26 protein-coding genes and 1 pseudogene are annotated in these 25,981 nt (G+C 60.8%); 10 read left to right on the forward strand and 17 right to left on the reverse strand.

Going from position 1 to position 25,981, the window contains the following annotated elements; all coding sequences use genetic code 11:
- Positions 1–255: 255 nt before the first annotated feature.
- The 6 genes from GIW04_RS08135 to GIW04_RS08160 all read right to left on the reverse strand — a co-directional run bounded on the left by GIW04_RS08135 (position 256) and on the right by GIW04_RS08160 (position 5,549).
- Positions 256–996, reverse strand: coding sequence for a hypothetical protein (locus GIW04_RS08135; RefSeq protein ID WP_003195513.1), 741 nt, complete (start codon positions 994–996; stop codon positions 256–258).
- 56 nt (positions 997–1,052) lie between these two features.
- The gene (locus tag GIW04_RS08140) at positions 1,053–1,433 is read right to left on the reverse strand and encodes a RidA family protein (RefSeq protein WP_003176922.1); all 381 of its coding nucleotides are present in this window, start codon (positions 1,431–1,433) and stop codon (positions 1,053–1,055) included.
- 24 nt (positions 1,434–1,457) lie between these two features.
- Positions 1,458–3,563, reverse strand: coding sequence for a bifunctional GTP diphosphokinase/guanosine-3',5'-bis pyrophosphate 3'-pyrophosphohydrolase (gene spoT / locus GIW04_RS08145; RefSeq protein WP_236270245.1), 2,106 nt, complete (start codon positions 3,561–3,563; stop codon positions 1,458–1,460).
- Positions 3,564–3,623: 60 nt separating this feature from the next.
- Positions 3,624–3,887: a DNA-directed RNA polymerase subunit omega gene (rpoZ, locus tag GIW04_RS08150; protein ID WP_003195508.1), complete on the reverse strand. Its 264-nt coding sequence runs from the start codon at positions 3,885–3,887 to the stop codon at positions 3,624–3,626.
- Between the two features lie 167 nt (positions 3,888–4,054).
- Positions 4,055–4,675 carry a guanylate kinase gene (gene gmk / locus GIW04_RS08155; RefSeq protein WP_003195506.1) on the reverse strand — a complete coding sequence of 207 codons (621 nt, stop codon included), beginning with the start codon at positions 4,673–4,675 and terminating at the stop codon, positions 4,055–4,057.
- 10 nt (positions 4,676–4,685) lie between these two features.
- Positions 4,686–5,549, reverse strand: coding sequence for a YicC/YloC family endoribonuclease (locus GIW04_RS08160; RefSeq protein ID WP_120247452.1), 864 nt, complete (start codon positions 5,547–5,549; stop codon positions 4,686–4,688).
- Between the two features lie 286 nt (positions 5,550–5,835).
- Here GIW04_RS08160 and rph point away from each other — a divergent pair, with 286 nt between their 5' ends.
- On the forward strand, positions 5,836–6,558 hold the full coding sequence (gene rph, locus GIW04_RS08165) for a ribonuclease PH (RefSeq protein WP_003195497.1): 723 nt from the start codon (positions 5,836–5,838) through the stop codon (positions 6,556–6,558).
- A 22-nt stretch (positions 6,559–6,580) separates the two neighbouring features.
- Complete coding sequence (locus GIW04_RS08170) at positions 6,581–6,949, forward strand: DUF4870 domain-containing protein (protein ID WP_032894534.1); 369 nt, start codon at positions 6,581–6,583, stop codon at positions 6,947–6,949.
- A gap of 59 nt (positions 6,950–7,008) precedes the next feature.
- Here GIW04_RS08170 and GIW04_RS08175 read toward each other — a convergent pair whose 3' ends face one another.
- Positions 7,009–7,788, reverse strand: coding sequence for an exodeoxyribonuclease III (locus GIW04_RS08175; RefSeq protein ID WP_003195493.1), 780 nt, complete (start codon positions 7,786–7,788; stop codon positions 7,009–7,011).
- Between the two features lie 82 nt (positions 7,789–7,870).
- Between GIW04_RS08175 and pyrE the strand changes: the two genes are divergently transcribed.
- Entirely contained in the window at positions 7,871–8,515 is a 645-nt protein-coding gene (gene pyrE, locus GIW04_RS08180; protein WP_003195489.1) for an orotate phosphoribosyltransferase, read from the forward strand.
- 166 nt (positions 8,516–8,681) lie between these two features.
- Here pyrE and argB read toward each other — a convergent pair whose 3' ends face one another.
- From argB to coaBC, 4 genes and pseudogenes are all read right to left on the reverse strand, one after another.
- On the reverse strand, positions 8,682–9,587 hold the full coding sequence (argB, locus tag GIW04_RS08185) for an acetylglutamate kinase (RefSeq protein ID WP_120247453.1): 906 nt from the start codon (positions 9,585–9,587) through the stop codon (positions 8,682–8,684).
- A 20-nt stretch (positions 9,588–9,607) separates the two neighbouring features.
- Positions 9,608–11,014: pseudogene (locus GIW04_RS08190) on the reverse strand (phosphomannomutase/phosphoglucomutase); the annotation flags it as partial.
- 254 nt (positions 11,015–11,268) lie between these two features.
- Positions 11,269–11,724 carry a dUTP diphosphatase gene (gene dut / locus GIW04_RS08195; RefSeq protein WP_003195482.1) on the reverse strand — a complete coding sequence of 152 codons (456 nt, stop codon included), beginning with the start codon at positions 11,722–11,724 and terminating at the stop codon, positions 11,269–11,271.
- 5 nt (positions 11,725–11,729) lie between these two features.
- A complete protein-coding gene (coaBC, locus tag GIW04_RS08200; RefSeq protein WP_003195481.1) occupies positions 11,730–12,938 on the reverse strand; it encodes a bifunctional phosphopantothenoylcysteine decarboxylase/phosphopantothenate--cysteine ligase CoaBC in 1,209 nt (402 codons plus the stop codon).
- A gap of 142 nt (positions 12,939–13,080) precedes the next feature.
- Between coaBC and radC the strand changes: the two genes are divergently transcribed.
- Positions 13,081–13,755, forward strand: a complete 675-nt coding sequence (radC, locus tag GIW04_RS08205; protein ID WP_003195479.1) for a RadC family protein — start codon at positions 13,081–13,083, stop codon at positions 13,753–13,755.
- A gap of 127 nt (positions 13,756–13,882) precedes the next feature.
- Here radC and GIW04_RS08215 read toward each other — a convergent pair whose 3' ends face one another.
- On the reverse strand, positions 13,883–15,475 hold the full coding sequence (locus GIW04_RS08215) for an ABC transporter substrate-binding protein (protein ID WP_120247455.1): 1,593 nt from the start codon (positions 15,473–15,475) through the stop codon (positions 13,883–13,885).
- A 457-nt stretch (positions 15,476–15,932) separates the two neighbouring features.
- Between GIW04_RS08215 and rpmB the strand changes: the two genes are divergently transcribed.
- Together rpmB and rpmG are read left to right on the forward strand one after the other, a co-directional pair.
- A complete protein-coding gene (rpmB, locus tag GIW04_RS08220) occupies positions 15,933–16,166 on the forward strand; it encodes a 50S ribosomal protein L28 (protein WP_003176907.1) in 234 nt (77 codons plus the stop codon).
- An 11-nt stretch (positions 16,167–16,177) separates the two neighbouring features.
- On the forward strand, positions 16,178–16,333 hold the full coding sequence (rpmG, locus tag GIW04_RS08225) for a 50S ribosomal protein L33 (RefSeq protein WP_003176906.1): 156 nt from the start codon (positions 16,178–16,180) through the stop codon (positions 16,331–16,333).
- Positions 16,334–16,487: 154 nt separating this feature from the next.
- Here the strand turns inward: rpmG and GIW04_RS08230 are convergent, their stop codons facing one another.
- Entirely contained in the window at positions 16,488–16,850 is a 363-nt protein-coding gene (locus GIW04_RS08230; protein WP_003195474.1) for a cupin domain-containing protein, read from the reverse strand.
- A gap of 230 nt (positions 16,851–17,080) precedes the next feature.
- Between GIW04_RS08230 and GIW04_RS08235 the strand changes: the two genes are divergently transcribed.
- Both GIW04_RS08235 and GIW04_RS08240 read left to right on the forward strand, forming a co-directional pair.
- Positions 17,081–18,574 carry an aldehyde dehydrogenase gene (locus GIW04_RS08235; protein WP_003195472.1) on the forward strand — a complete coding sequence of 498 codons (1,494 nt, stop codon included), beginning with the start codon at positions 17,081–17,083 and terminating at the stop codon, positions 18,572–18,574.
- A gap of 178 nt (positions 18,575–18,752) precedes the next feature.
- A complete protein-coding gene (locus GIW04_RS08240) occupies positions 18,753–19,895 on the forward strand; it encodes an MFS transporter (RefSeq protein WP_034134058.1) in 1,143 nt (380 codons plus the stop codon).
- Between the two features lie 124 nt (positions 19,896–20,019).
- Here GIW04_RS08240 and GIW04_RS08245 read toward each other — a convergent pair whose 3' ends face one another.
- Complete coding sequence (locus GIW04_RS08245) at positions 20,020–21,588, reverse strand: phospholipase D family protein (protein ID WP_094774738.1); 1,569 nt, start codon at positions 21,586–21,588, stop codon at positions 20,020–20,022.
- 61 nt (positions 21,589–21,649) lie between these two features.
- A complete protein-coding gene (locus GIW04_RS08250) occupies positions 21,650–23,074 on the reverse strand; it encodes an aminotransferase-like domain-containing protein (RefSeq protein WP_003195467.1) in 1,425 nt (474 codons plus the stop codon).
- Between the two features lie 166 nt (positions 23,075–23,240).
- On the opposite strand from GIW04_RS08250, the gene GIW04_RS08255 reads away from it, so the two are divergent.
- Positions 23,241–23,465 carry a DUF1127 domain-containing protein gene (locus GIW04_RS08255; protein WP_057710573.1) on the forward strand — a complete coding sequence of 75 codons (225 nt, stop codon included), beginning with the start codon at positions 23,241–23,243 and terminating at the stop codon, positions 23,463–23,465.
- On the opposite strand, the gene GIW04_RS08260 is transcribed toward GIW04_RS08255, so the two are convergent.
- Positions 23,466–24,758, reverse strand: coding sequence for an NAD(P)/FAD-dependent oxidoreductase (locus GIW04_RS08260; RefSeq protein WP_120247456.1), 1,293 nt, complete (start codon positions 24,756–24,758; stop codon positions 23,466–23,468). It abuts the gene before it with no gap.
- 115 nt (positions 24,759–24,873) lie between these two features.
- Here GIW04_RS08260 and GIW04_RS08265 point away from each other — a divergent pair, with 115 nt between their 5' ends.
- A complete protein-coding gene (locus tag GIW04_RS08265) occupies positions 24,874–25,227 on the forward strand; it encodes a YkgJ family cysteine cluster protein (RefSeq protein ID WP_003195461.1) in 354 nt (117 codons plus the stop codon).
- A 132-nt stretch (positions 25,228–25,359) separates the two neighbouring features.
- Here GIW04_RS08265 and GIW04_RS08270 read toward each other — a convergent pair whose 3' ends face one another.
- Positions 25,360–25,848: an Lrp/AsnC ligand binding domain-containing protein gene (locus GIW04_RS08270; RefSeq protein WP_003176896.1), complete on the reverse strand. Its 489-nt coding sequence runs from the start codon at positions 25,846–25,848 to the stop codon at positions 25,360–25,362.
- Between the last annotated feature and the right edge of the window lie 133 nt (positions 25,849–25,981).

Below are 25,981 nucleotides of genomic sequence, written 5' to 3' on the forward strand. Positions count from 1 at the left end.
GCCAGTGATTTGGGGGGCCGCCGCCACGCGCCATCCATGGCGCGGGGCGGCTAAACCGGCATCCCTGCCGGTTTACCCCCCAAATCCCTGTCGAATTCCGGCCAGCGTGGTTTAACGGGGCGCCTGAAATCAAAAGCAGATCAAGAGCGGCTCGCTTCGCATCGTGGTTACCGTTGAACGCTACAGAGTTGTGTAGATATCTATGGTCATCGCAAGCAAGCCAGCCCCCACATTTTGATTCAGGTGAGGCTTTTATTACTTTTCAAGCAGCCATTGGCGCGGGCCTGGCGTAAACGAAGGCACTTCATCGGCCTGCGCGGTATTGATCGCCTGGAAGATCTCCAGTTGCTCACCCTTGCGCGCGAAGATCCAAGGGTTGCCCTGGCCGTTCAGTTGCAGCCAGATGCTGTCATAGCCGCCGCTCATGGAGGCGCAGTCGCCTGCCAGGCAGAGTGAATAACGATCAACCCCCGGCAGGCCGGCGACCTTGCCGTCAGCCTGGAACTGCACCGTGGCGCCGCTGCCGGTGCCGTCGCTGATCTTCCAGTCGCCGCCCATGTAGGCCGCGTAAAGTGCGCGTTCGAAGTTGGCGCCCAGTGGCGCGCCTTCTGGGGCCGGGTCTTTGGCGCGGGCAAACAGCTGCTCGGGCTCATTGTCGTTGGCCACTTGCAGCAGTTGCTTGCCTTTGCGTTTGAGTTCGGTGGCAGAGCTGCCATAGAAGTCCACGTTCCACGCGCCGGGTTTTTCACCCGACAGCTTGCCTTCCGCCACTTCAAAACCGTTGTAGTAGCGCGCCTGCAAGGCCTTGGTGTTGACCTCCCACTCAAGGTTGGGGCCATAGGATTGCAGGGCTTCACGCAAAGGGCCGCCCTTGGCTGCCGCGTCGATGGCGGCCTGGTTGATCCAGGTGCCGCTCACATCCAGGTCGGCGGGGTTGCTGGCGCAGCCGCCGAGCAACAGGGCGAGCAACGAGGAGGCTACAAGCGCTTTGCGCATTACGAAATCCTTCTGAAACGAAGTCGGCGCAGCCTGTTGGGGCTGCGCCGGGTGTTTTATTCGATGACCAGAATGGCGTCCATCTCAACCTGTGCGCCCTTTGGCAAGGCGGCAACGCCGATGGCGGCGCGGGCTGGGTAAGGTTGTTCGAAGTACTTGCCCATGATCTCGTTGACCTTGGCGAAGTGGCTGAGGTCAGTGAGGAAGATGTTCAGCTTGACGATGTCCTTGAACGAACCGCCGGCAGCTTCAGCCACGGACTTGAGGTTTTCAAAGACCTGTACGGTCTGGGCTTCGAAGCCTTCAACCAGTTCCATGGTCTTTGGGTCCAGCGGGATCTGGCCGGACATGTAGACGGTGTTGCCCGCCTTGATCGCCTGGGAATAAGTGCCGATGGCAGCTGGAGCTTTATCGCTGGTGATAACTGTCTTGGTCATGAATGACTCCTTGTAATGGATCGGTTATGCACGCATGCGGGTGATGCGGATCACACCGGTCAAGGCGCGCAACTTTTTGATCACGCGGGCCAGGTGCACGCGGTCGTGCACGCTGACCACCAGTTGGACCACGCTGATGCGACCATCGCGTTCGTCCATGCTGATTTTCTCGATATTACCGTCGGCGGCGTTGACGCTGCTGGCCAGCAGGGCGATCAGGCCGCGCTGGTGTTCCAGCTCCACCCGCAGCTCGACGTTGAATTCGCCGGTGACATCCTTGGCCCACGAGAGCTGGATGCATTTTTCCGGGTTGTGGCGGATTTCGGTGATGTTGCGGCAGTTGTCCAGGTGCACCACCATGCCTTTGCCTGCGGACAAGTGGCCGACAATCGGGTCGCCCGGGATCGGCGTGCAACATTTGGCGTAGCTGAGCACCAGGCCCTCGGTGCCGCGAATCGCCAGCGGGCCTTCCGGGCTCGGCAGCTGTTCGCCTTCGCCCAGCAGGCGGCGCGCAACCACGTAGGCCATGCGGTTGCCCAGACCGATGTCTTCCAGCAGGTCTTCGATGGTTTCCTGGCGGTACTCGTGGAGCATCGCTTGCACGCGCTCTTGCGGGATCTTGTCCAGGGCGCTGTCGAAGCCGTTGAGTACCTTGTTCAGCAGGCGTTCGCCCAGGCTGATGGACTCGGAGCGGCGCTGCAATTTCAGCGCGTGGCGAATATGCGTACGTGCCTTGCCGGTGACCACAAAGTTGAGCCAGGCCGGGTTCGGGCGAGCGCCCGGTGCGCTGACGATCTCCACCGTGGAACCGCTTTGCAGCGGTTCGGACAGCGGGGCCAGGCGCCGGTTGATGCGACAGGCGATGCAGCTGTTGCCGACATCGGTGTGCACTGCGTAGGCAAAGTCGACCGCCGTGGAGCCTTTAGGCAGCTCCATGATCCGACCTTTAGGCGTGAACACGTAGACCTCGTCCGGGAACAGGTCGATCTTCACGCTTTCGATAAATTCCAGGGAGTTGCCGGCACGTTGTTGCATTTCCAGCACGCCCTTGACCCATTGGCGCGCACGGGCATGGGTGCCTTTGGGCTGCTCGTCGCCGCTGGATTTGTACAGCCAGTGGGCGGCGATGCCGTTGTTGGCCATCTCTTCCATTTCGCGGGTGCGGATCTGGATCTCGATCGGCACGCCGTGCATGCCAAACAGGGTGGTATGCAGCGACTGGTAGCCGTTGGCCTTGGGAATTGCGATGTAATCCTTGAAGCGGCCCGGCAGGGGCTTGTACAAATTATGTACAGCGCCTAGTACGCGGTAGCAGGTATCGACCTTGTCGACGATGATCCGGAACGCATACACATCCATGATCTCGTTGAAGGCGCGACGCTTGCCGCGCATCTTCTTGTAGATGCCATAGATGTGCTTCTGCCGGCCGCTGACCTCGCCCTCGATCTCGTCGATCGCCAGGCAATGGCTCAGGGACTCTTCGATCTTGTTGACGATTTCCTTGCGGTTGCCCCGTGCGCGCTTGACCGCCTGGTAGATGCGCGCCGAGCGCATGGGGTGCATGGCTTTAAAGCCAAGGTCTTCGAATTCGATACGAATGGCGTGCATGCCCAGCCGGTTGGCGATGGGCGCATAGATTTCCAGGGTTTCCTTGGCGATGCGCCGGCGTTTTTCGCCGGACAGCACTTCCAGCGTGCGCATGTTGTGCAGCCGGTCGGCCAGCTTGACCAGGATCACCCGAATGTCTCGGGCCATGGCCATGGCCATTTTCTGGAAGTTTTCCGCCTGGGCTTCGGCCTTGGTCTCGAAGTTCATCTGGGTCAGCTTGCTGACCCCATCGACCAGTTCGGCCACGGTTTCGCCAAATTGCGCACTGAGCGCTTCCTTGGCAATGCCGGTGTCTTCGATCACGTCATGCAGCATCGCGGCCATCAGGCTCTGATGGTCCATGTGCATGTCGGCAAGAATATTGGCCACCGCAAGAGGATGGGTGACATACGCCTCGCAGCTACGGCGGCGTTGGCCGTCGTGGGCTTGTTCGGCGTAGAAATACGCTCGGCGAACCAGGTTGACCTGGTCGGCGCCGAGGTAGGCCGATAAGCGATCGGCGAGGGCGTCTATGCTCGGCAAAGTGTGAACTCCTGCCGATGGCTGTGACCCCGCGCCGTGCTACGTCGACCAGGCATAGGCTTAGACGTCCTCGTTGGACTCGCCTTCGAACGCTGCAAACAGCGGTTCGTCTTCAACGATTTCGGCGTTGGCGATGAACTCGTAGCTCATCAGGCCTTCAGCGATTTCACGCAGGGCTACAACGGTAGGCTTGTCGTTTTCCCACTGGACCAGGGGCTCTTTGCCGCCAGTGGCCAGTTGACGGGCACGCTTGGTAGAGAGCATGACCAGCTCAAAGCGGTTATCCACGTGTTCTAGGCAGTCTTCAACGGTTACGCGGGCCATGGTATTCCTCGGAGCGAATGCAAGATGCGCGCTGCCCGGTTGGGCGAGCGGACTGAGCAGTTTAAAAAATCACCAGCGTTTAGGGAAGCGCTGATTTTTGGCAGGCCTTCGCAAAACCGCTACAAGTGCCAATGTAAGGCCCTTGCAGCTGTTTTGGGAAGAGCCAATCAGCCGAGCAATTCGGCGAGTAATTTGCCGAAACGTTGCTGTTGGCGCTTTTGCTGCAGTTGGTTGGCGCGGAAAATCGCCTTCAAATCGTCCAGTGCGTGGGCAAAGTCATCATTGATGATCAGGTAGTCGTAGTCGACGTAGTGGCTCATTTCGCTGACGGCCTCACGCATGCGCCCCTCGATGATCTCGTCGCTGTCCTGGCCGCGGTTGGTCAGGCGCTGGTGCAGGGCTTGGAGCGAGGGCGGCAGGATGAAGATGGAGCGAGCCTTGGGCATCAGTTGGCGCACTTGTTCGGCGCCCTGCCAGTCGATTTCCAGGATCAGGTCGTGGCCTTCGTCCAGGGTCTGCTGCAGGTGGCTTTGCGAGGTGCCATAGAGATTGCCGAACACTTCGGCGCGCTCGAGGAAGTCACCGTGTTCGATCATCTTGACGAACTCGGTACGCTCGACGAAGTGATAGTGCACGCCGTCTACCTCGCCCGGGCGCATGGCGCGGGTGGTGTGGGAGACCGAAATGCGGATCTGCTCGTCGGCGTCGGTCAAGGCCTTGACCAGGCTGCTCTTGCCCGCGCCCGAAGGGGCGGAAATGATGTAAAGGGTGCCGGTGCTGTGGGTCATGGAGGGTGCCTTACTCAATATTCTGTACTTGTTCGCGCATTTGCTCGATCAACACTTTGAGGTTGACCGCCGCCGTGGTGTTGCGCGGGTCGAACGCCTTGGAGCCCAGTGTATTGGCTTCGCGGTTGAGTTCCTGCATCAGGAAGTCCAGGCGCCGACCGGCGGCACCGCCCGACTTGAGTACGCGGCGCACTTCAAGGATATGGGTGCTCAGGCGGTCGAGTTCTTCGGCCACGTCGCTCTTCTGCGCGAGCAGGACCATTTCCTGTTCCAGGCGCGTCGGGTCGAGGTCGGCTTTCATGTCGGTAAAGCGGTCGAGGACCTTCTGGCGCTGGGTGGCGAGCATCTGCGGTACCAGTTCGCGCAGGGTCACCACGTCGGCTTCGATCGACGTCAGCCGCTCGTTGATCAGGCGCGCCAGCTCGGCGCCTTCGCGCTCGCGGCCGGCCTTGAGTTCCTTCAGGCCCTGGTTGAACAGGGCGAGGGCTTCGGCATTCAGGGCCTGCGGGTCGGCCGCGTCGGCCACCAGCACGCCGGGCCAGGCCAATACTTCCAGAGGGTTCAATGCGGCCGGCTGCTTGATCAGTCCAGCGATGGTTTCGGCCGCGGCCACCAGTTGGGCGGCGCGGTCGCGGTCAACCTGCAGCGGCTTGCCGGTGGTTTCTTCGGTAAAGCGCAAGGTGCATTCCAGCTTGCCACGGGAGATCCCCTGGCGCAGCGCTTCACGCACCGCTCCTTCGAGGTCGCGGAACGACTCTGGCAGGCGCAGGTGCGGCTCCAGGTAACGGCTGTTGACCGAGCGCAGTTCCCAGCTGAGGGTGCCTTGGGCCCCGGCTTTTTCGACACGGGCGAAGGCGGTCATGCTGTGCACCATGGAGGTACCTCGCGTTGGATAAATAGAAATTGACCAGGCCGACCTGTAGGAGCGAGCTGGCTGGCGAAGAACGCAAGGGCACCGCGTTGAATCAGGAAGGCCCCGTAATCGTTGACGTTTTTCGCGAGCAAGCTCGCTCCTACCGTCTGGAGGCGCAGGATTGTAGCGCAGTGGGAGGGGGCACCCAAACACGGGCATTAGTAACCGGATTTTTTAGAAGTGCCTCGAACCGGCTTGCGGCTCTATAATGCTCGGCAGTTTTTCGTCCTCAGTACAGGTATCCCCTATGAAACGTCCAAGTGGTCGCGCTGCCGATCAGCTCCGCTCGATCCGCATCACCCGCAACTACACCAAACACGCCGAGGGATCTGTACTGGTCGAGTTTGGCGATACCAAGGTCATCTGCACTGTCAGCGTCGAAAACGGCGTGCCGCGCTTCCTCAAGGGCCAGGGCCAGGGTTGGTTGACCGCTGAATACGGCATGCTGCCGCGCGCCACTGGCGAGCGTAACCAGCGTGAAGCCAGCCGTGGCAAGCAAGGCGGGCGCACCCTGGAAATCCAGCGCTTGATCGGTCGTTCCCTGCGTGCCGCTTTGGATATGTCCAAGCTGGGTGACGTCACCCTCTATGTTGACTGCGACGTGATCCAGGCTGACGGCGGTACCCGCACGGCATCCATTACCGGCGCCATGGTGGCCCTGGTTGACGCTTTGAAAGTGATCAAGAAGCGTGGCGGCCTGAAAGCGGGTGACCCGCTCAAGCAGATGATCGCCGCTGTGTCGGTTGGCATGTACCAGGGCGAGCCTGTGCTGGACCTGGACTACCTGGAAGACTCGGCCGCCGAGACCGACCTCAACGTGGTCATGACCAGCACCGGTGGTTTCATTGAAGTGCAGGGCACTGCCGAAGGCGCGCCATTCCAGCCGGCTGAGCTGAACGCCATGCTGGCCTTGGCCCAGAAGGGCATGACCGAAATTTTTGAATTGCAGAACGCCGCGCTGGCTGACTGAGCCGGCCCCAAGGAGAAGCGCCATGAATGACAGCCAGTTGCCGGTTCCGGCACCGTCCAAGGAAGTACGCCAGTGGGCAATGTTGTGTCATTTCGCGGCATTCCTGGGGTTGGTATTCCCCTTCGGCAGCTTGCTGGGGCCGTTGATCCTGTGGCAGTTCAAGAAGGACATGGACCCGCTCGTCGATGACCAGGGCAAGGAGGCGCTGAATTTCCAGATCACCGTGGCGATCGCCTGGCTGGTGTGCCTGCTGCTGGGCTTCGTGGTGGTCGGCTTCTTGCTGATGACCGTGCTGGTGATCGGGGCGTTGATACTCACGATCATCGCCGGTATCAAGGCCAACAAAGGCATTGCCTACCGGTATCCGTGGACCTGGCGCCTGGTCAAGTAACCGAGCGGCCACAAAAAAACCGACATCACTGTCGGTTTTTTTGTGCCTGGAGAATGACCTCAGATGGTCAATGTCCAGTCGTAGTCCACGATCAGCGGCGCGTGCTGCGAGAAGCGCGGCTGGCGCGGCAGGCGTGCACTGCGCACGAACCGGCGCAGGCCCGGGGTCAGCAGCTGGTAGTCGAAACGCCAGCCCAGGTTGAGCATCTCAGCCTGTTCGTTATCCGGCCACCAGCTGTACTGGTCGCCTTCGCGGCTGACTTCGCGCAGGGCATCGACATAGCCCATGTTGCCGACAATCTCGTCCATCCAGGCGCGTTCCGGCGCCAGGAAACCTGGGGATTGCTGGCTGTCGCGCCAGTTCTTGATATCCAGCTTCTGTTGCGCCACGTACAGCGAGCCACAATAAATGTACTCGCGACGTTTGCGTCGCTGTTTATCCAAGTAACGGGCGAAATCGTCCATTAGCTTGAATTTCTGGTTCAAGTCTTCATCGCCGTTCTGCCCGGAAGGAAGCAGCAAGGTCGCGATGCTGACCTTGTCGAAATCGGCTTGCAGGTAACGCCCGTAGCGGTCGGCTGTCTCGAAGCCGAGGCCGCTGATGACCGCCTTGGGTTGCAACCGCGAGTACAAAGCCACGCCACCTTGGGTGGGCACTTCGGCATCGCAGGCATAAAGGAAGTAGCCATCCAGTTGGAAGGCTGGGTCGTCCAGTTCAAAGGCGGAGGCACGGGTGTCCTGCAGGCAGATGACGTCGGCATTCTGTGCTTGCAGCCAACTGAGCAAACCACGCTCGACTGCAGCCTGAATACCATTAACGTTCACACTGATGATCCGCATAAATGGCCCCAAAAATCGCGTGCGTGTATGATACACGCCGTCCACCCAATTAGCTAAATCCGTGGTATCTGAGGCTTTTTTCATGCAGGCGTATCAGCGCGATTTCATTCGTTTTGCCATCGATCGCGGCGTTTTACGCTTCGGTGAGTTCACCCTCAAGTCCGGGCGCACCAGCCCGTACTTCTTCAATGCGGGCCTGTTCAACTCAGGTTCGGCCCTGGCTCAGCTAGGCCGTTTCTATGCGGCAGCCATCGTTGAGAGCGGTATTTCCTTCGACGTACTCTTTGGCCCGGCCTACAAGGGTATTCCCCTGGCTGCGGCGACGGCGGTCGCCCTGGCGGAGCATCACGGGCAGGACTTGCCGTGGTGTTTCAACCGTAAGGAAGCCAAGGCCCATGGTGAAGGCGGGAGCCTGGTCGGCGCGCCATTGACCGGCGATGTGCTGATCATCGATGACGTGATCACCGCGGGCACTGCGATCCGTGAAGTGATGCAGATCATCGCATCCCAGGACGGCGCCAAGGCTGCTGGCGTGCTGATCGCCTTGAACCGCCAGGAGCGCGGCAACGGTGAATTGTCGGCGATCCAGGAAGTGGAGCGTGATTTCGGCATTCCGGTGGTGAGCATCGTGTCGTTGAACCAGGTGTTGCAGTTCCTGGAAGATGACCCGCAGCTCAAGCAGCATTTGCCAGCTGTGCGTGCATACCGCGAGCAGTTCGGCGTCTGACACTGACCCCTGTGGGAGCAGGCTTGCCCGCGATAGCGGTGTGTCAGGCGGTGCATTTTTGAATGTACTGCCGTCATCGCAGGCAAGCCAGCTCCCACATTTGAACTGTGTACAAACAAAAGGCCCCGCTCAATTCAATTGAGCGGGGCCTTTTGCTTTGCGGCGATTAAGAACGCTTGCGGTTACTGATCAGCGTGCCCATACCGGTATCCGTGAAGATTTCCAGCAGCACCGCATTCGGCACGCGGCCATCAATGATCAGCGAGCTGCCGACGCCGCCTTGCACCGCTTCCAGCGCGCAGCGGATCTTGGGCAGCATGCCGCCGTAGATGGTGCCGTCGGCAATCAGGTTGTCCACCTGTTGGGTGGTCAAGCCGGTCAGTACCTTGCCTTCCTTGTCCATCAGGCCGGCGATGTTGGTCAGCAGCATCAGCTTTTCAGCCTTCAACGCTTCTGCCACTTTGCCCGCCACCAGGTCGGCGTTGATGTTGTACGACTCGCCATTGGCGCCCACGCCGATCGGCGCGATCACCGGGATGAAGTCACCCTTGACCAGCAGGTTGAGCAGGTCGGTGTTTACGCCCACCACTTCACCCACCTGGCCGATGTCGATGATTTCCGGCTGGGTCATTTCAGGTGTCTTGCGGGTAACGGTGAGCTTTTTCGCACGGATCAGCTCCGCATCCTTGCCGGTCAGGCCGATGGCGCTGCCGCCGTGGCGGTTGATCAGGTTGACGATGTCTTTGTTGACCTGGCCGCCGAGGACCATTTCCACCACGTCCATGGTTTGCGCGTCAGTGACACGCATGCCATCGATGAAGTGACTCTCGATCGACAAGCGCTTGAGCAGGTCGCCGATTTGCGGGCCGCCGCCGTGAACGACCACCGGGTTGATCCCTACGGCCTTCATCAGCACGATGTCGCGAGCAAAGCCGGTTTTCAGCTCGTCGCTTTCCATGGCATTGCCGCCGTACTTGATCACCAGCGTCTTGCCGACGTAGCGTCGAATATAAGGCAACGCTTCGGACAGGACCTTGGCGGTGTTGGCAGCGGCTTCGCGTTCGAGGGTCATTCAGGGCTCCGGGCAAAAAATCAGAACGGTAATTGGAGATCAGGGGCAACACGTTTCAACTGGGCGTGGAACACGTCCTTGATGCGCTGCAACTCCGCTTCGGTATCCGCCTCGAAACGCAGGACCAGCACCGGTGTGGTGTTGGACGCGCGAACCAGGCCCCAGCCTTTGGCGTAATCGACTCGCACACCATCAATGGTGGTCAGGTTGGCGCCTTCACCCCATTGCGCATCGTGCAATGCGTCAATGATGCTGAATTTGCTCTCCTCGGTCACATGGATATTGATCTCAGGCGTAGAAATATCATTCGGGAAGGTCTGAAACAGCTCTTGCGCCGTGGATTTCTCCTTGCTGAGGATCTCCAGCAGACGAGCGGCGCTGTAAATACCATCGTCAAACCCGAACCAGCGCTCCTTGAAGAACACGTGGCCGCTCATTTCGCCGGCCAACAGCGCGCCGGTTTCCTTCATTTTCTTTTTGATCAACGAGTGACCGGTCTTCCACATTAGCGGGCGACCGCCGTATTCCTTGATCAATGGCGTGAGGCGGCGAGTGCATTTCACGTCGAAGATGATCTCGGCGTTGGGGTTGCGCGCCACTACGTCACGGGCAAACAGCATCAGCAGGCGGTCCGGAAACACGATCTCGCCGGTTTCGGTCACCACGCCTACACGGTCGCCGTCGCCATCGAAGGCCAGGCCGACGTCGGCGCCCACTTCCTTGACCTTGGCGATCAGGTCCACCAGGTTTTCCGGCTTGCCTGGGTCTGGGTGATGGTTGGGGAAGTTGCCGTCCACTTCGCAGAACAGTGGGATCACTTCGCAGTTCAGGGCTTGGAGCAGTTGCGGGGCAATCACGCCCGCTGCGCCGTTGCCGCAGTCCACCACGACTTTCAGGCGGCGGGCGAGCTTGACGTCGCGGGTGATTTCATCGGAGTAGCGCTGGAGGATATCGACCTTGGTGATGCTGCCGGTGCCGCTGGTCAAGTCGTTGGTCTTCAGGCGGGTGTGCAGGGCCTGGATCTGTTCATTGGCCAGGGTGTCGCCAGCGATGACGATCTTGAAGCCGTTGTAGTCCGACGGATTGTGGCTGCCGGTAAGCATGACCCCGGATTTGCCCGCCAGTACGTTGGCGGCGTAGTACAGCGCGGGGGTTGGTACCAGACCGACGTCGCTGACGTGGCAGCCGCTGTCAGCCAGGCCCTGGATCAGTTGCTCGACCAACTCCGGGCCGGACAAGCGGCCGTCACGGCCTACCGAAACGTTGGGTTCGCCCTGGGCCAGGCTCTGGGAGCCGATGGCGCGGCCGATCCAGTAGGCGGTTTCGGCGGTCAGGGTCTTGGGGACCACGCCACGGATGTCATAGGCGCGAAAAATGCTGTCGGGAAAGGTCGGGGCTACGCGGGCTGCGGTACTCATCGCGGGGGAAACTCCATCTGAAAGGGGGCAAGGCTGGCCTGATGTGGCTGGCCGGCAGGCTCAAACTGAAGGGTATGACGGCGTTTTCGGCAGAGAGTTCGTGGTGTAAAAATGCCATCGGCGCTCTGGCTTTAGCATTGTTTTTACGTAGTCCTTTGATTTCATTAGAGAAATCTCGATGATTATTTCCGCGCATTCTTCATCCTGAAAAGCCGGGCGGTGGCGCGTGGCCGGACGATGGCGTCCGGCCACGTTCAGCTTAGTCAGTGACTGCCGGAATGCCCAAAACCGCCTGCGCCGCGTTGGGTTTCGTCAAATTCCTGCACCAATTCAAAATGCGCCTGCACCACCGGCACCAGTACCAACTGGGCGATGCGCTCGCCGATGGCGATGTTGAAAGCAGTCTGGCCACGGTTCCAGCACGACACCATCAACTCGCCCTGGTAGTCCGAATCGATCAGGCCGACCAGGTTGCCGAGCACGATGCCATGTTTGTGACCCAGGCCGGAGCGCGGCAGGATCAGCGCCGCCAAGCCAGGATCGCCGACATAGATCGACAGGCCGGTGGGAATCAGGATGGTCTGGCCCGGCTCAAGGACGGTGTCCTCCTTGAGCATGGCGCGCAGGTCCAGGCCGGCGGAGCCCGGCGTGGCGTAGGCCGGCAGGGGGAACTCGTTGCCGAGGCGTGGATCGAGGATCTTGGCTTGCAAAGCGTGCATGGAGATTAAACCTGGTTCAGCCGTTGGGCGATAAAAGAGATCAGTTGGCGGGCAATCTTGCCCTTGCTGGTCTGGGCGAAAAGGGTGGCGTGCAGTTCGCGGTCGATCACGCTGCACGCATTTTCCTCGCTGTTGAAGCCGATGCTCGGGTTGGCGACATCATTGGCAACGATCAGGTCGAGGTTTTTGTCTTTCAGTTTGCGTGCGGCGTAGTCCAGCAGGTGCTCGGTCTCGGCAGCGAAGCCGACGCTGAACGGGCGGTCTGGACGGGTAGCGATGGTGGCCAGGATGTCTGGGTTACGCACCATTTGCAGGAGCAGGCCGTCGCCGCTCGTAGGGTCTTTCTTGAGCTTCTGCGGGGCGACGACCTCCGGGCGGTAATCCGCAACCGCTGCCGAGGCGATAAACAGGTCGCAGGGGATGGCGGCTTCGCAGGCCGCCAACATGTCCCGAGCGCTGACTACGTCGATTCGCGTGACGCGATCAGGGGTGGGCAGATGCACGGGGCCGGTGATCAGTGTGACGCGTGCGCCTGCTTCGACCGCAGCTTCTGCCAACGCGAAGCCCATTTTTCCTGAGCTATGGTTGGTGATGTAGCGCACCGGGTCGATGTTTTCCTGGGTTGGGCCGGCGGTGATCAGCACGTGCTTGCCGGTCAGGGCCAGGTGCTGGAAGCACTCGGCGGCGCACTGCGCGAGGTCCGTGGCTTCGAGCATGCGGCCCAGGCCGACGTCGCCGCAGGCCTGGCTGCCGGACGCCGGGCCGAACACCTTGAGGCCACGGGTTTGCAGGAGTTGGGTATTGGCCTGGGTGGCCGGGTCGCGCCACATGGCCTGGTTCATGGCCGGTGCGATAGCGACGGTGGCGTCGGTGGCCAATACCAGGGTGGTGAGCAGGTCATCGGCAATGCCCTGGGCCAGACGGGCGATCAGGTCGGCGGTGGCCGGGGCGATCAGCACCAGGTCGGCCCATTTGGCCAGTTCGATATGGCCCATGGCGGCTTCTGCTGCCGGGTCCAGCAGGTCGAGGTGAACCGGGTGGCCGGACAGGGCCTGCATGGTCAGCGGGGTGATGAACTCGCTACCACCACGGGTCATGACCACGCGCACTTCGGCGCCCTGGTCCAGGAGCCTGCGAACCAACTCTGCGCTCTTGTAGGCGGCAATGCCGCCGCCGACGCCGAGAACGATGCGTTTCCGATACAGACGCTGCATTGGTTTGCCTTTCCAGTTCAGTGATGCCAGTTCAGTGACGCCTGCGATGACCCCTCCCCAGGTGAAATCGCCGGCAAAAAAGAGGGCCCTACGATAACACAGCGCCCGCCGGGCAACAGCGGAGCAGATACAGGGAGGTGGGATGAGTATTCGTGATTGGCCCGTGGCGGAGCGTCCGCGGGAGAAGCTGTTGGAAGGCGGCGCGGCAAGCCTGTCCGATGCCGAACTGTTGGCGATCTTTTTGCGTACGGGGGTTGCCGGCCGAAGTGCGGTCGACCTGGCGCGCCATCTGTTGGCGCAATTCGGTGGCCTGCGCCCGTTACTGGAGGCCAGCCAGACGCTGTTTAGCCAGCATCTGGGGCTGGGCCCGGCGAAGTTCGCTCAACTGCAGGCGGTGCTGGAAATGTCCCGGCGCCACCTGGCAGAGCGCTTGCGGGCTGACTCGGTGCTGGAAAGCCCGCTGGCCGTGCGCGAGTACCTCAAGGCACTGCTGCGCCATGAGCCCCATGAGATCTTCGGTTGCCTGTTCCTGGATTCCAAGCATCGGGTGCTGGGGTTCGAGGCCATGTTCCAAGGCACCATCGACGCTGCGATTGTCTATCCGCGACAAGTGGTCAAGCGCGCCTTGGCGTACAACGCGGCGGCGTTGATCCTGTGTCACAACCACCCGTCGGGGAGCGCGGAGCCCAGCGCGGCTGATCGAAAATTGACCAAATTGCTGCAAAAGGCGCTGGATGTGGTGGATGTGCGTGTGCTGGACCACATCATCGTGGGCGATGGTGATCCGTTGTCGATGGCTGAATACGGTTGGCTGTAATAACCCCGCCTCTGTCTGTAGGAGCGAGCTTGCTCGCGAAAAACCTGAGAACCCCGCGGGGCGTCAGGCTTGCCGCGTCATCGTTGTCGATTTTCGCGAGCAAGCTCGCTCCTACAGGTGGTGGGGCTTAGGGCTTGAGGCTGACCTTCGAGTAGTCCTGGCGGCCGAACGGGCTTACCTGGTACCCATCGATGTTCTTGCGGGTCAAGGCAAACGCCGTTGGGTGCGCCAGCGGTAACCACAGCGCTTGTTGCTGGATCTGCGCCTGGGCCTGTTGATACAGCTTGCTGCGCACACCTTGCTCGCTGGTGGTTTTGCCGGCACTGATCAACTTATCCAGAGTGGGGTCGCAATAGCGGGCGAAGTTGGTGCCGGACTTTACCGCGGCACAGGAGAACTGCGGCGTCAGGAAGTTATCCGGGTCGCCGTTGTCGCCGGCCCAGCCCATGAACAGCAAGTCGTGCTCGCCGGCCTTGGCGCGGCGGATCAACTCGCCCCATTCGATCACGCGAATCTCGGCCTGGATGCCAACCTTGGCCAGGTCAGCCTGCAACAGTTGGGCGCCGAGGTTCGGGTTGGGGTTGAGCAGGCTGCCGGTAGGGCGGGTCCATATCGTGGTCTTGAAGCCGTCCTTGAGCCCGGCGCGGCCCAGCAGCGCCTTGGCTTTGGCGAGGTCCTGCGGGTAGCCTGGCAACTCTTTGGCATAGCTCCAGGTATTCGGCGGGTAGACACCGTTGGCCGCTTCGGCGGTGCCTTCGAACACGGCCTTGAGGTAGCTGCCCTTATCAAAGGCCAGGTTGATTGCCTGGCGTACTTCGGGCTTGTCCAGCGGCGGGTGCTGGCTGTTGATGGCGACGAATGCGGTCATGAACGCAGCGGTTTTCTCGACTTTGAGTGCTGGGTCCTTTTCGGCTTCGCCCACATCCAGAGGCTTGGGCGACAGGGCGATCTGGCATTCATCGCGGTGCAGCTTCTGCAGGCGTACGTTGGCGTCCGGGGTGATGGCGAAAATCAGGTTATCCACCGCCGGTTTGCCGGCGAAGTAGTCCGGGTTGGCCTTGTAGCGCACCACGGCGTCTTTCTGGAAACGCACGAACACAAACGGGCCGGTGCCGATGGGCTGGCTGTTGAGCTTTTCGGGTGTACCGGCCTTGAGCAGTTTGTCGGCATATTCGGCCGGGTAGATCGAGGCAAAACCCATGCTCAGCGCCGGTAGGAAGGTGGAGTCGGCGTGGTCGAGGGTAAAGCGCACGGTCAGCGGGTCAAGGGCGTCGATTTTCTTGACCAGTGTAGGCAATTGCAGGGATTGGGCGTGAGGAAAGCCGCTCTGGGCGATCTTGTGCCACGGGTTGGCCGGGTCGAGCATGCGCTCGAAGCTGAAGCGCACGTCTTCGGCGGTCAGGGTGCGGCTTGGGCTGAAATAGCTGGTGCGATGGAATTTCACATCGGGATGCAGCTTGAAGGTGTACGTGAGCCCATCGGGCGACACTTCCCAACTGTCTGCAAGGCTGGGTACCAACTTGCCACTGGCCGCGTCGAATTCCACCAGGCGGTTCATCAGCACATCGGCCGAGGCGTTGGTGGTGGTCAGCGAATTGTACTGCACCACATCGAACCCTTCGGGGCTGGCCTCGGTGCAAACGCTCAAATTGGTGGCCGCAACGGCCATCGGCGCAATAAAGAGAGGGGCAAGCAATAGCGGTAGGGCAGCGAGGCGCATATTCGGTTTCCTGTGCAGATCGAAGGCCCATCTGCGAGTGCAGTCTGGAAAAAGCCTACCGTAGAGGTCTGATTGATAAATGACTAGCCCATTTTTGCCTGTGCTTTTGGCGCAAATGCTGTTTTGATGGCGCCTGCGCGTGTTGCGCCGTGCACTTCCCTGTGACCGCAGGCGTTGTAAATCATTCTGTGCGACGATCGGTCGGCTGTTACAGCGGCCCCTCCTGGCAGCGGTTCAGGCACTTGTGGCCAAGATGTACGCTGCTAAAAATACACAGGTTGTTGTTGCACTGGGGTCTTTCTGGTATAAAGCAGCGCTCTTTTCTAGGGGCCCGGTTCCTTCACTGTAGGTGTAGCCGGTAAGACCCTAAAGAAACGCGGCGCCTGGCGCCAAATGACTGAGAGATTAAGCGGCCAACCCATGCCGGGTTGGGCATGTGGTTTTAGAGGGCTGAGGCATGTCGAGAGTCTGTCAAGTTACCGGTAAGGGTCCGGTGACTGGGAATAACATTTCCCACGCAAATAACAAAACCCGTCGTCGTTTCCTGCCGAACCTGCAGCATCACCGCTTCTGGGTTGAAGAAGAGAAACGTTTTGTTCGCCTGCGTGTATCTGCTAAAGGCATGCGTATTATCGACAAGCGTGGCATCACTGTCGTGCTGGCCGAAATCCGTGCCGCTGGCAAGATCTAAGGAGCTCTATCATGCGTGAATTGATTCGAATGATCTCTAGCGCCGGTACTGGTCACTTCTACACTACCGACAAGAACAAGCGTACTACCCCGGACAAGCTCGAAAAGAAAATGTTCGACCCGCGCGTTCGCAAGCACGTGATCTACAAAGAAGGCAAAATCAAGTAATTGATTTTCTTCCTTGTGAAAAAAAGCCCGTATCTCACGATGCGGGCTTTTTTTTGCCTGGGATGATCGTTCCCACGCTCTGCTGATCGTTCCCACGCTCTGCGTGGGAATGCCGTCTCGGACGCTCAGCGTCCCGTTGTCGATCAATCAATGATCAGGCTTTCTCTTCGAACACCACGTAGATCTTGCGGCACGCTTCCAGCACTTCCCAGGTACCGCTGAAGCCGGCAGGGATCACAAAGCGGTCGCCGGCCCGCAGGGTCTTGGCATTTCCCTCGGTATCGCGCAACACCGACACGCCTTGCACGATCTCGCAGTATTCATGCTCGGTGTAGTTGACCTTCCACTGGCCCACTTCACCTTCCCAGACGCCGGCGTTCATCTGGCCGCATGGGCTGTTGTAGTGGTTGTAGAGTGTCTGCTCGGGATCGCCCTTGAGGATTTTCTCGGCGGCAGGGCGGTAACGTTCGGGGGCGGTGTTGGCTTGGCTGAAATCGACGATGTCCTGGATGCTCATGTGCATTTCCCGTCTGGCCTGCGGTTGGAGAGCCCAAAGTCTATGTTTATTAAAATGAACATCGCAAGGGCGTTTGCCGCCGTTATGTCAAATATATTGAAACATCCCCAGCCGCTGGTTTAGGGTGGCAGCTGCCTTGAGCCGAACAGCAGGCTGGTCGGGCAAGCATTTGTGATGGCGCCGGGATAAACCTCCCAGGCCCTTGTATTCAATAAGAGGAGGACACTCGCATGACCACCCTGACCCGTGCCGACTGGGAACAACGCGCCAAGGCTCTGAAGATCGAAGGCCGCGCCTATATCAATGGCGAGTACACCGCCGCCGTTTCCGGCGACACCTTCGAATGCATCAGCCCGGTGGATGGGCGCTTGCTGGCCACTGTCGCCAGCTGTGATGCCAGCGACGCCCAGCGCGCCGTGGAAAATGCGCGTGCCACTTTCAATTCCGGCGTGTGGTCGCGCCTGGCGCCGGCCAAGCGCAAGTCCGTCATGATCCGTTTCGCCGCGCTGCTCAAGGCCAATGCCGAAGAGCTGGCGCTGCTCGAAACCCTGGACATGGGCAAGCCCATCAGCGATTCCCTGAACATCGACGTCCCCGGCGCGGCGCAAGCCCTGAGCTGGAGCGGCGAGGCGATCGACAAGATCTACGACGAAGTCGCCGCCACGCCCCACGATCAACTGGGCTTGGTGACCCGCGAGCCCGTGGGTGTCGTTGGCGCCATCGTGCCGTGGAACTTCCCGCTGATGATGGCCTGCTGGAAACTCGGCCCGGCGCTGTCCACCGGTAACTCTGTCATCCTGAAGCCGTCCGAAAAATCCCCGCTGACTGCCATCCGCATTGCCGCGCTGGCCGTAGAGGCCGGTATTCCTAAAGGCGTGTTCAACGTGCTGCCTGGCTATGGCCACACCGTGGGTAACGCCCTGGCGGTGCATATGGATGTTGATACCCTGGTGTTCACGGGCTCCACCAAGATCGCCAAGCAACTGTTGATCCGCTCCGGTGAGTCGAACATGAAGCGTGTCTGGCTGGAAGCCGGTGGCAAAAGCCCGAACATCGTGTTTGCCGATGCGCCGAACCTGCAAGCGGCCGCCGAATCCGCCGCCAGTGCCATTGCCTTCAACCAGGGCGAAGTCTGCACCGCCGGTTCGCGCCTGCTGGTCGAGCGTTCGATCAAGGACACCTTCCTGCCGCTGGTGATCGAAGCCCTCAAGGGTTGGAAACCCGGCAATCCACTGGACCCAGCCACCACTGTGGGTGCCTTGGTGGATACGCAGCAGATGAATACCGTGCTTTCGTACATTGAAGCCGGCCACGCCGACGGCGCCAAGCTGGTCGCAGGTGGCAAGCGCACCCTGGAAGAGTCCGGCGGCACCTACGTCGAGCCGACGATTTTCGACGGCGTGACCAATGCCATGAAGATCGCCCAGGAAGAGATCTTTGGCCCAGTCCTGTCGGTGATCACCTTCGACAGCGCCGAAGAAGCCATCGCCATCGCCAACGACACCCAATACGGCCTGGCCGCAGCGGTGTGGACGGCGGATATCTCCAAGGCGCACCTGACGGCCAAGGCTCTGCGTGCCGGCAGCGTGTGGGTTAACCAGTACGACGGCGGCGACATGACCGCACCGTTCGGTGGTTTCAAGCAGTCGGGTAATGGCCGCGACAAGTCACTGCATGCATTCGATAAGTACACCGAGCTGAAAGCGACCTGGATCAAGCTCTAAGCAACACTGCTGATCCTCCTGTAGGAGCGAGCTTGTGTGGGAGCTGGCTTGCCTGCGATAGCATCTCCGAGGTGTGGCTGACACACCGAGGCGTCTGCATCGCAGGCAAGCCAGCTCCCGCACAGGTCCGCTCCTACAGTTCGTTTTGCAAACCAGAATTATCCACAGGAGCGTGGCAATGCGTTGGGCGACTTATTTCGCCGTGCTGGCCTCGGTACTCAGCGTTGGCCTGGCCCTGGGTGTCAGCATGCCGTTGGTGTCCCTGCGTCTTGAAGGCTGGGGGTATGGCAGTTTCGCCATTGGCGTGATGGCGGCGATGCCGGCGTTCGGCGTGCTGCTGGGGGCCAAGGTTTCCAGCCGTATGGCGTCCTGGCTCGGCACTGCCAACCTGATGCGCCTGTGCCTGTGGGCCGGTGCGGTGTCCATCGGCTTGCTGGCGATCCTGCCCAGTTACCCGGTGTGGCTGGTGCTCAGGCTGATGATCGGGGTGATCCTGACCATCGTCTTCATCCTTGGCGAAAGCTGGATCAACCAATTGGTGGTCGAGCAATGGCGTGGCCGCCTGGTGGCGCTGTATGGCTGCAGCTATGCCTTGAGCCAGCTCTCGGGGCCGTTGCTGCTGGGCCTGATTGGCACCGACCATGACTACGGTTTCTGGGTCGGCGCGGGCCTTTTGGTGGTGGCGCCGCTGCTGTTGCTGGGACGTACCGGGGCACCGACGGCGGATTCGTTCAGCGTGACGTTTGGCGACCTGTGGCGCTTTTGCCTGGGCCTGCCGGCGATTGCCTGGGCCGTGGCGTTGTTCGCAGCCTTCGAAGCGATGATCCTGACGTTGTTGCCGGTGTACTGCCTGCAACAGGGTTTTACCGCCGAGATCGCCTTGGCGATGGTCAGTACGGTGGTGGTGGGCGATGCGTTGCTGCAATTGCCTATTGGCGCGTTGGCCGACTACCTGCCGCGACGGACCTTGTTCCTGGCCTGTGCGCTGCTGTTGCTGGCGTCGAGCCTGGCGGTGCCGTTATTGATGCACACGTTGCTGATCTGGCCGGTGTGGGTGCTGTTCGGCGCCAGTGCCGGCGGTTTGTTTACCTTGTCGCTGATTTTGATTGGCGAGCGCTACCGCGACGATGCGTTGGTGCGTGCCAACGCTCACGTGGCGCAGCTGTGGGGCATTGGCTGCCTGATCGGGCCGCTGGTGGCAGGAGCGGGCAGTCAGTGGATCAGCGGGCATGCGCTGCCGCTGCTGATGGCGGCCGGGGCGTTGGGGTTGGTAGTGCTGTTGCTGCGCCAGGGGGCATTCGGCGCCGCGCAGCCGGCCTGATCTCGAAATGCAACCCATTGTAGGAGCGAGCTTGCTCGCGAAAAACCGGAGGGCGCCGCGTTAAACCAGATGCGCTGCGTTATCGTTGGCGTTTTTCGCGAGCAAGCTCGCTCCTACAGGGGTTTTAGAGCATGCGTTCCAGGCCAACACTGGTGGCGAACCAGGCGTTGAACCGCCGCCACCAACTGCCCGGTTCGCGGGTCAAGGTGTGCATCTGGCCGTTGTCTTCTGTCACCCATACCACCTGGCCGTCTTGCAATTTGGCCTCATAGCTCAACGCTGGCGCCATACCTTCCAGCGCCAGGTTGCGTACGTGTTCGGCCAGTTCGGGGCTGTCCACCAGTACGCCGACTTCGGTGTTCCACAGCACTGAGCGCGGGTCGAAATTGAATGAGCCGATGAACGACTTTTCTCGATCAAAAATCATCGCCTTGCTGTGCAGGCTCGAGTCCGAGCCGCGCCAGCTGCCATGCTGAAACAGATGCGGGCCGCTGCTTGCGCTGGGGTCGCCGGGTTGCCTGCGCAGTTCATAGAGCTTCACCCCGTGCTCCAGCAACGCTTTGCGATACGGTGCGTAACCGCCATGCACAGCCGGCACGTCGGTGGCTTCGAGGGCGTTGGTCAGCAGGCGCACCGAAACACCCGCATCGGCGCGCCCTGTGAGGTAGACCAGCCCAGGTTGGCCCGGCACGAAGTAAGCCGAAATCATGATCAGCTCATGGCTGACCCCCGCCAGCTCTGGCGCCAGCTGAGTGGTCAGCAGCAGTCGTGGGTCGGGGTCGGCCTTGGCCAGTACCTTGCTCGGTGCGTCCCACAGCGCCTGGTTCCAGGCCCAGATCAACTCGCGGCGCCAGATGTCCATGCGGGGCTGGGTCTGGTACGTGCGCAGGCGGTTATACAGCGCGTGGTTCTGCTGGCGGGACTGGGCCAGTGAGGCCTCAAGGCGCCCACGGGCGACGGCGAGGTCGACTTTGGAGGGTTTGTTCGAGACGAAGTCATCGATTGGCTTGCTCAGGGCGCTGTTCCAGTACTGGTCGAAGCTGTGACCCAATTGCTCGGCCACCGGCCCCACGCTGAGCATGTCGATGTCGGTGAAATTCAGGCTCGGTTCGGCGTCGAAATACTCGTCGCCCAGGTTGCGCCCGCCCACGATGGCCACGCTGTTATCGGCCAGCCACAGTTTGTTATGCATGCGCCGGTGTTGCAGTGACAGGTTGAATACCCGGCCCATGGCGCGCGTAACGCCGGTGCTGCGCCCCAGGTGCAAGGGGTTGAACAGGCGTATCTGCACCTTGGGATGGGCGGCGAGGGTGGCGATGATCTGGTCGAGGCCATCGCTAGTGGTGTCGTCCAGCAGAATGCGCACGCGCACCCCGCGGTCGGCGGCCTTGAGCAGTTCGTCCACAAGCATGCGTGTGCTGATGCCGTCGTGCACGATGTAGTACTGCAAGTCGAGGCTGGTCTGGGCGTTGCGGATCAACTCGGCGCGCGCCATGAAGGCTTCACTGCTGTTGGGCAGCAACCGGAAGCCCGAGCGCCCTTGGTAGGGGGCGGCCTGGGCCTGGATCGAGCGACCGAACGAGGAGTCCTTCGCCGGCAGGGCATCGCTGGGGATGCGCGGGGTGTCGACCGTGGCACAGCCGCCCAGGGCCAGGGCGCCTAGCAGGCAAAACGGTAAAAGCCGTCGAATCATCAAGGAAACTGCTTCCAGGTCAGGGCGGTTGTGGCATATGACGGCAATTGCTCGGGAAAGGTCAGTCCGCCGTCTCTTCCAGCATCTTGCCTGCGGCCGCCCCCACCTTGCGCACGGCCTCTTCAATCTGCGCCGTTGGCTTGGCAGCGTAGTTCATGCGCAAGCAATTACGGTATTTGCCGGAGGCAGAAAAAATACTGCCTACCGCCACCTGTACGCCTTGTTCTACCAGCACGCGGTTGAGCTTCAAGGTGTCGAACCCTTCAGGCAGTTCGATCCACAGCATGAAGCTGCCCTGGGGCCGGCTGGCGCGCGTGCCAGCGGGGAAATAGCGGCTGACCCAATCAAGCATCAAGTCGCGATTACGTTGGTATTGGGTGCGCATCCTGCGTAAATGCGGCTCGAAATGCCCGCCTTTGAGGAATTCGGCAATGGCGATCTGCGGCTGTGTGGCCGTAGAGCCGGTGCTGATGTATTTCATGTGCAGCACCCGTTCCAGGTAGCGTCCCGGTGCGACCCAACCAATGCGCAGGCCGGGCGCCAGGGTTTTGGAGAACGAGCTGCACAGCAGCACACGGCCGTCTTCATCGAAGGATTTGATGGTGCGCGGGCGTGGGTAGCTGTAGGCCAGTTCGCCATACACATCGTCTTCGATAATCGCCACGTCAAAGCGCTGGGCCAGGGTCAGCAAGGCGCGTTTGCGCGCTTCCGGCATGATGTAGCCCAAGGGGTTGTTGCAGTTTGGGGTGAGCTGGATGACTTTGATCGGCCACTGTTCCAGCGCCAGTTCCAGGGCTTCGAGGCTGATGCCAGTGAGCGGGTCGGTGGGGATTTCCAGGGCTTTCATGCCCAGGCCCTTGAGGGTCTGCATGGCGCCGTGGAAGCTGGGCGAATCCACCGCAACGATATCGCCGGGCTCACAGATGGCGTGAATGCTGGCGGAGAGGGCTTCGTGGCAACCGGTGGTGATCACGATGTCTTCGGCGCTCAGTTGGCAACCGGAGTCCAATGACAGCCGGGCGATTTGCTCACGCAACTCCATACAGCCAAGGATATTGTCGTAATACAGCCCCGGCAGGTCTTGGCGGCGGCTGACACGGGCGAGGCTACGCAGCAACGGCTTCAAGGTGGGCGACAATACATCCGGCATGCCGCGGCCCATCTGTATGACGTCTTTGCGCGGCACCGCACGAATCAGTTCCAGCACCAGGTCCCACTGGGAGATTTCCACTGGGCGTTGGGCCGGGCGGCCTATCTCGGGCAGCGCCGGCAGTTCACGGCCCACCGGAACAAAATAGCCTGACTTGGGCTTGGGCATCGCCAGGCCGTTGTCTTCGAGCAACCGATATGCCTGCTGCACGGTGCTCAGGCTTACCCCATGTTCCACACTCAAGGCCCGCACCGAGGGCAGTCGATCGCCCGGACGATAAAAGCCCTGTTCAATGCGGGTGCCGAGCAATTCGGCGAGGTTGACGTAAAGGGTCATGGTGCTCGCTCCCGAGGGACCAGTACAGATAGAGGGAAAATACAGGATTCAGCCACGCAGCGGCAGTCTCTGTATGGGTTTAATAAAAGTTGGCTGAATCTGTCATGGTTCTGGCCGCCCACGCATGCTGATCACTCAAGGCAACGGGCCAATGAGGGGCAGTCAAATGAGCGGCATGAGCGATGTACGGCTGGCGTTACGCAGTCAGGAACTGGAAGCGGGGCAGGAGCCGGTGCTCACTGCCCAGGCGCCTGGCCGCTGGAGTCTGTTCTGGCGCCGTCGTCATACGCGCAAGGCCCTGCTGGACCTGAGCCGCGAGCAGTTACGCGACATCGGGCTGACCGCCGAGCAGGCGCGCCGTGAGGGTTTGAAACCCTTCTGGCGCGATTGATCAGAGCAGTTCTTTGAGGCGGTGCCACAGCATTCCCAGGGCCAGCAGCGGCGAACGCAGGTGTTTGCCGCCGGGGAAGGTGATGTGTGGCACTTGGGCGAACAGATCGAAGCGCCCCTGTTGCTGGCCGCTGATGGCCTCGGCCAACAGCTTGCCCGCCAGGTGCGTGGCGTTGAGGCCATGGCCGGCATAGGCCTGGGCGTAATACACGTTGGGTTGATCGGCCAGGCGGCCAATCTGCGGCAGGCGGTTGGCGCCGATGCCGATCATGCCGCCCCACTGGTAGTCGATCTTCACGTCGGCCAGTTGCGGGAATACCTGCAACATTTTCGGTCGCATATAGGTGCCGATATCCTTGGGGTCGCGTCCGGAATAGTGGCAGGCGCCGCCGAACAACAGGCGATGGTCGGCGGACAGGCGGAAGTAATCCACCGTCACGCGTTGGTCACACACGGCCATGTTCTGCGGCAACAGGCTGGTGGCTTGTGCTTCGCTCAAGGGCTCCGTGGCAATGATGTAGCTGCCGGCGGGCAGCACCTTGCCGCTCAGTTGCGGGTTGAGTCCGTTCAGGTAGGCGTTGCAGGCCAGTACCAGGGTCTTGGCGCGCACTGTGCCTTGGGCGGTATGCACCTTGACCTCAGGGCCGTAGTCGATGCGGGTCACTTGGGATTGCTCGTACAGCGCCACGCCCAACTGCTGGGCAACGGCGGCCTCACCCAGTGCCAGGTTCAGCGGGTGCAGGTGGCCGGAACCCATGTCGATCATGCCGCCTACGTAGCGATCGGAGCCGATGACCGTGCCCATCTCGCTGGCTTGCAACAGGCGCACTTCGTGGCGGTAACCCAGGCTGTGCAGCTCTTCGGCATCCTCGGCCAGGCCCTGCAGGTCGCGGGGTTTGTTGGCCAGGTCGCAGTAGCCCCAGGTCAGGTCACAGGGGATCTGGAAGCGCTCCACACGCTCGCGCACGATCTCCACGGCTTCCAGGCCCATCAGCTTCATCTGGCGCACGCCGTCGCTGCCGATCACCTGGGTGAACTGATCCAGTCCGTGGCCGACCCCGCGAATCAACTGGCCGCCATTGCGCCCGCTGGCACCCCAGCCGATCTTGCGCGCTTCCAGCAACACCACGCGAAAGCCGCGCTCGGCCAATTCCAGGGCGGTGTTAAGACCGGAGAAACCCCCGCCGATCACACAGACATCGGCGTTTACCTCACCCGTCAACGTCGGGTAATCCGGTTGCGGCACGCTGCTGGCGGCGTAGTAGGAAGCGGTGTGCCGGGCGCTGGCGGTCATGGGGAACCTCCCTGTCTGGAAAATTTGACGCAGGATACAGTGGTCGCACGACGCTGTCTGCGCGGGGCGTTTTGCGTCAGAATCCACGTCTATTTGCCGTTCGGTATGGGTTTCGATGAGTTGCAACAGTCAGAAAATCAGCGCGCTGCGTCGCCAGATTCCATCGTTTGAGTGCGTCCCCGGTTGCCACGACTGCTGCGGGCCGGTGACCACTTCACCCGAAGAAATGTCGCGCCTGCCGCGCAAGACCGCCGCCGAGCAAGAGGCGGCGATGGACGAGCTGAACTGCGTGCACCTGGGACCCAAGGGCTGCACGGTGTATGACGAGCGGCCGCTGATCTGTCGCCTGTTCGGCACCACCAAGACCTTGCCGTGCCCTAATGGTCGCCGGCCGGTCGAGCTGATTCATCCGCGGGTGGAGAAGCAGATTCATGAGTACATGGCGAGCACCCGGCAGGTGTTGGTCTAGCGGATGTACTCGGTTAAAACTGTGGGAGCTGGCTTGCCTGCGATAGCGGTGGGTCAGCTAGCACCTATGCCTCTGAGCCGACGCTATCGCAGGCAAGCCAGCTCCCACAGTTGACCGTGTTGTGTCAGTGAGTCAGTCCGGGATCGGCAGGTTCAGGCTCTCCTTCACCTCTTCCATCACGATATAGCTCTTGGATTCGCGCACATGGGGGAGTTTGAGCAGGATATCGCCCAGCAATTTGCGGTACGAAGCCATCTCGGAAATCCGCGCTTTCACCAGGTAGTCGAAATCACCCGACACTAGATGGCACTCCAGCACGTGAGGCAGTTTCAGCACGGCTCGGCGGAATTCTTCAAAGGTGTCACCCGACTTGTAATCCAGGCTGATCTCGACAAATACCAGCAAACTGCCCTTCAAATGCTGGGGATTGAGCCGTGCGTTGTAGCCCATGATGATCCCTTCGCGCTCCAGGCGCCGCACGCGCTCGGTGCAGGGCGTGGTGGACAGCCCGACCTTTTCCCCCAGCTCCGTGAACGAGATGCGCCCGTCGGTTTGCAGGATGCGCAGGATATTGCGGTCGATCTTGTCCAGCTCCCGCTTGGTCTGGGTGTTGGTACGCATAGGGGATACGCCTCTGTCAAAAGGGTTTTTGCCAAGAATTGTCGCCAAATATAGGCATTTATATAGTGAAATGCACTGCCGATTGTTTTTTACACTGCGCTCATCATTGCTCGAATAACACACGTCAGCGGCC

The sequence above is a fragment of the Pseudomonas sp. PA-4-8C genome (genome assembly GCF_021606625.1).
Classification (GTDB): Bacteria; Pseudomonadota; Gammaproteobacteria; order Pseudomonadales; family Pseudomonadaceae; genus Aquipseudomonas; species Aquipseudomonas lactis.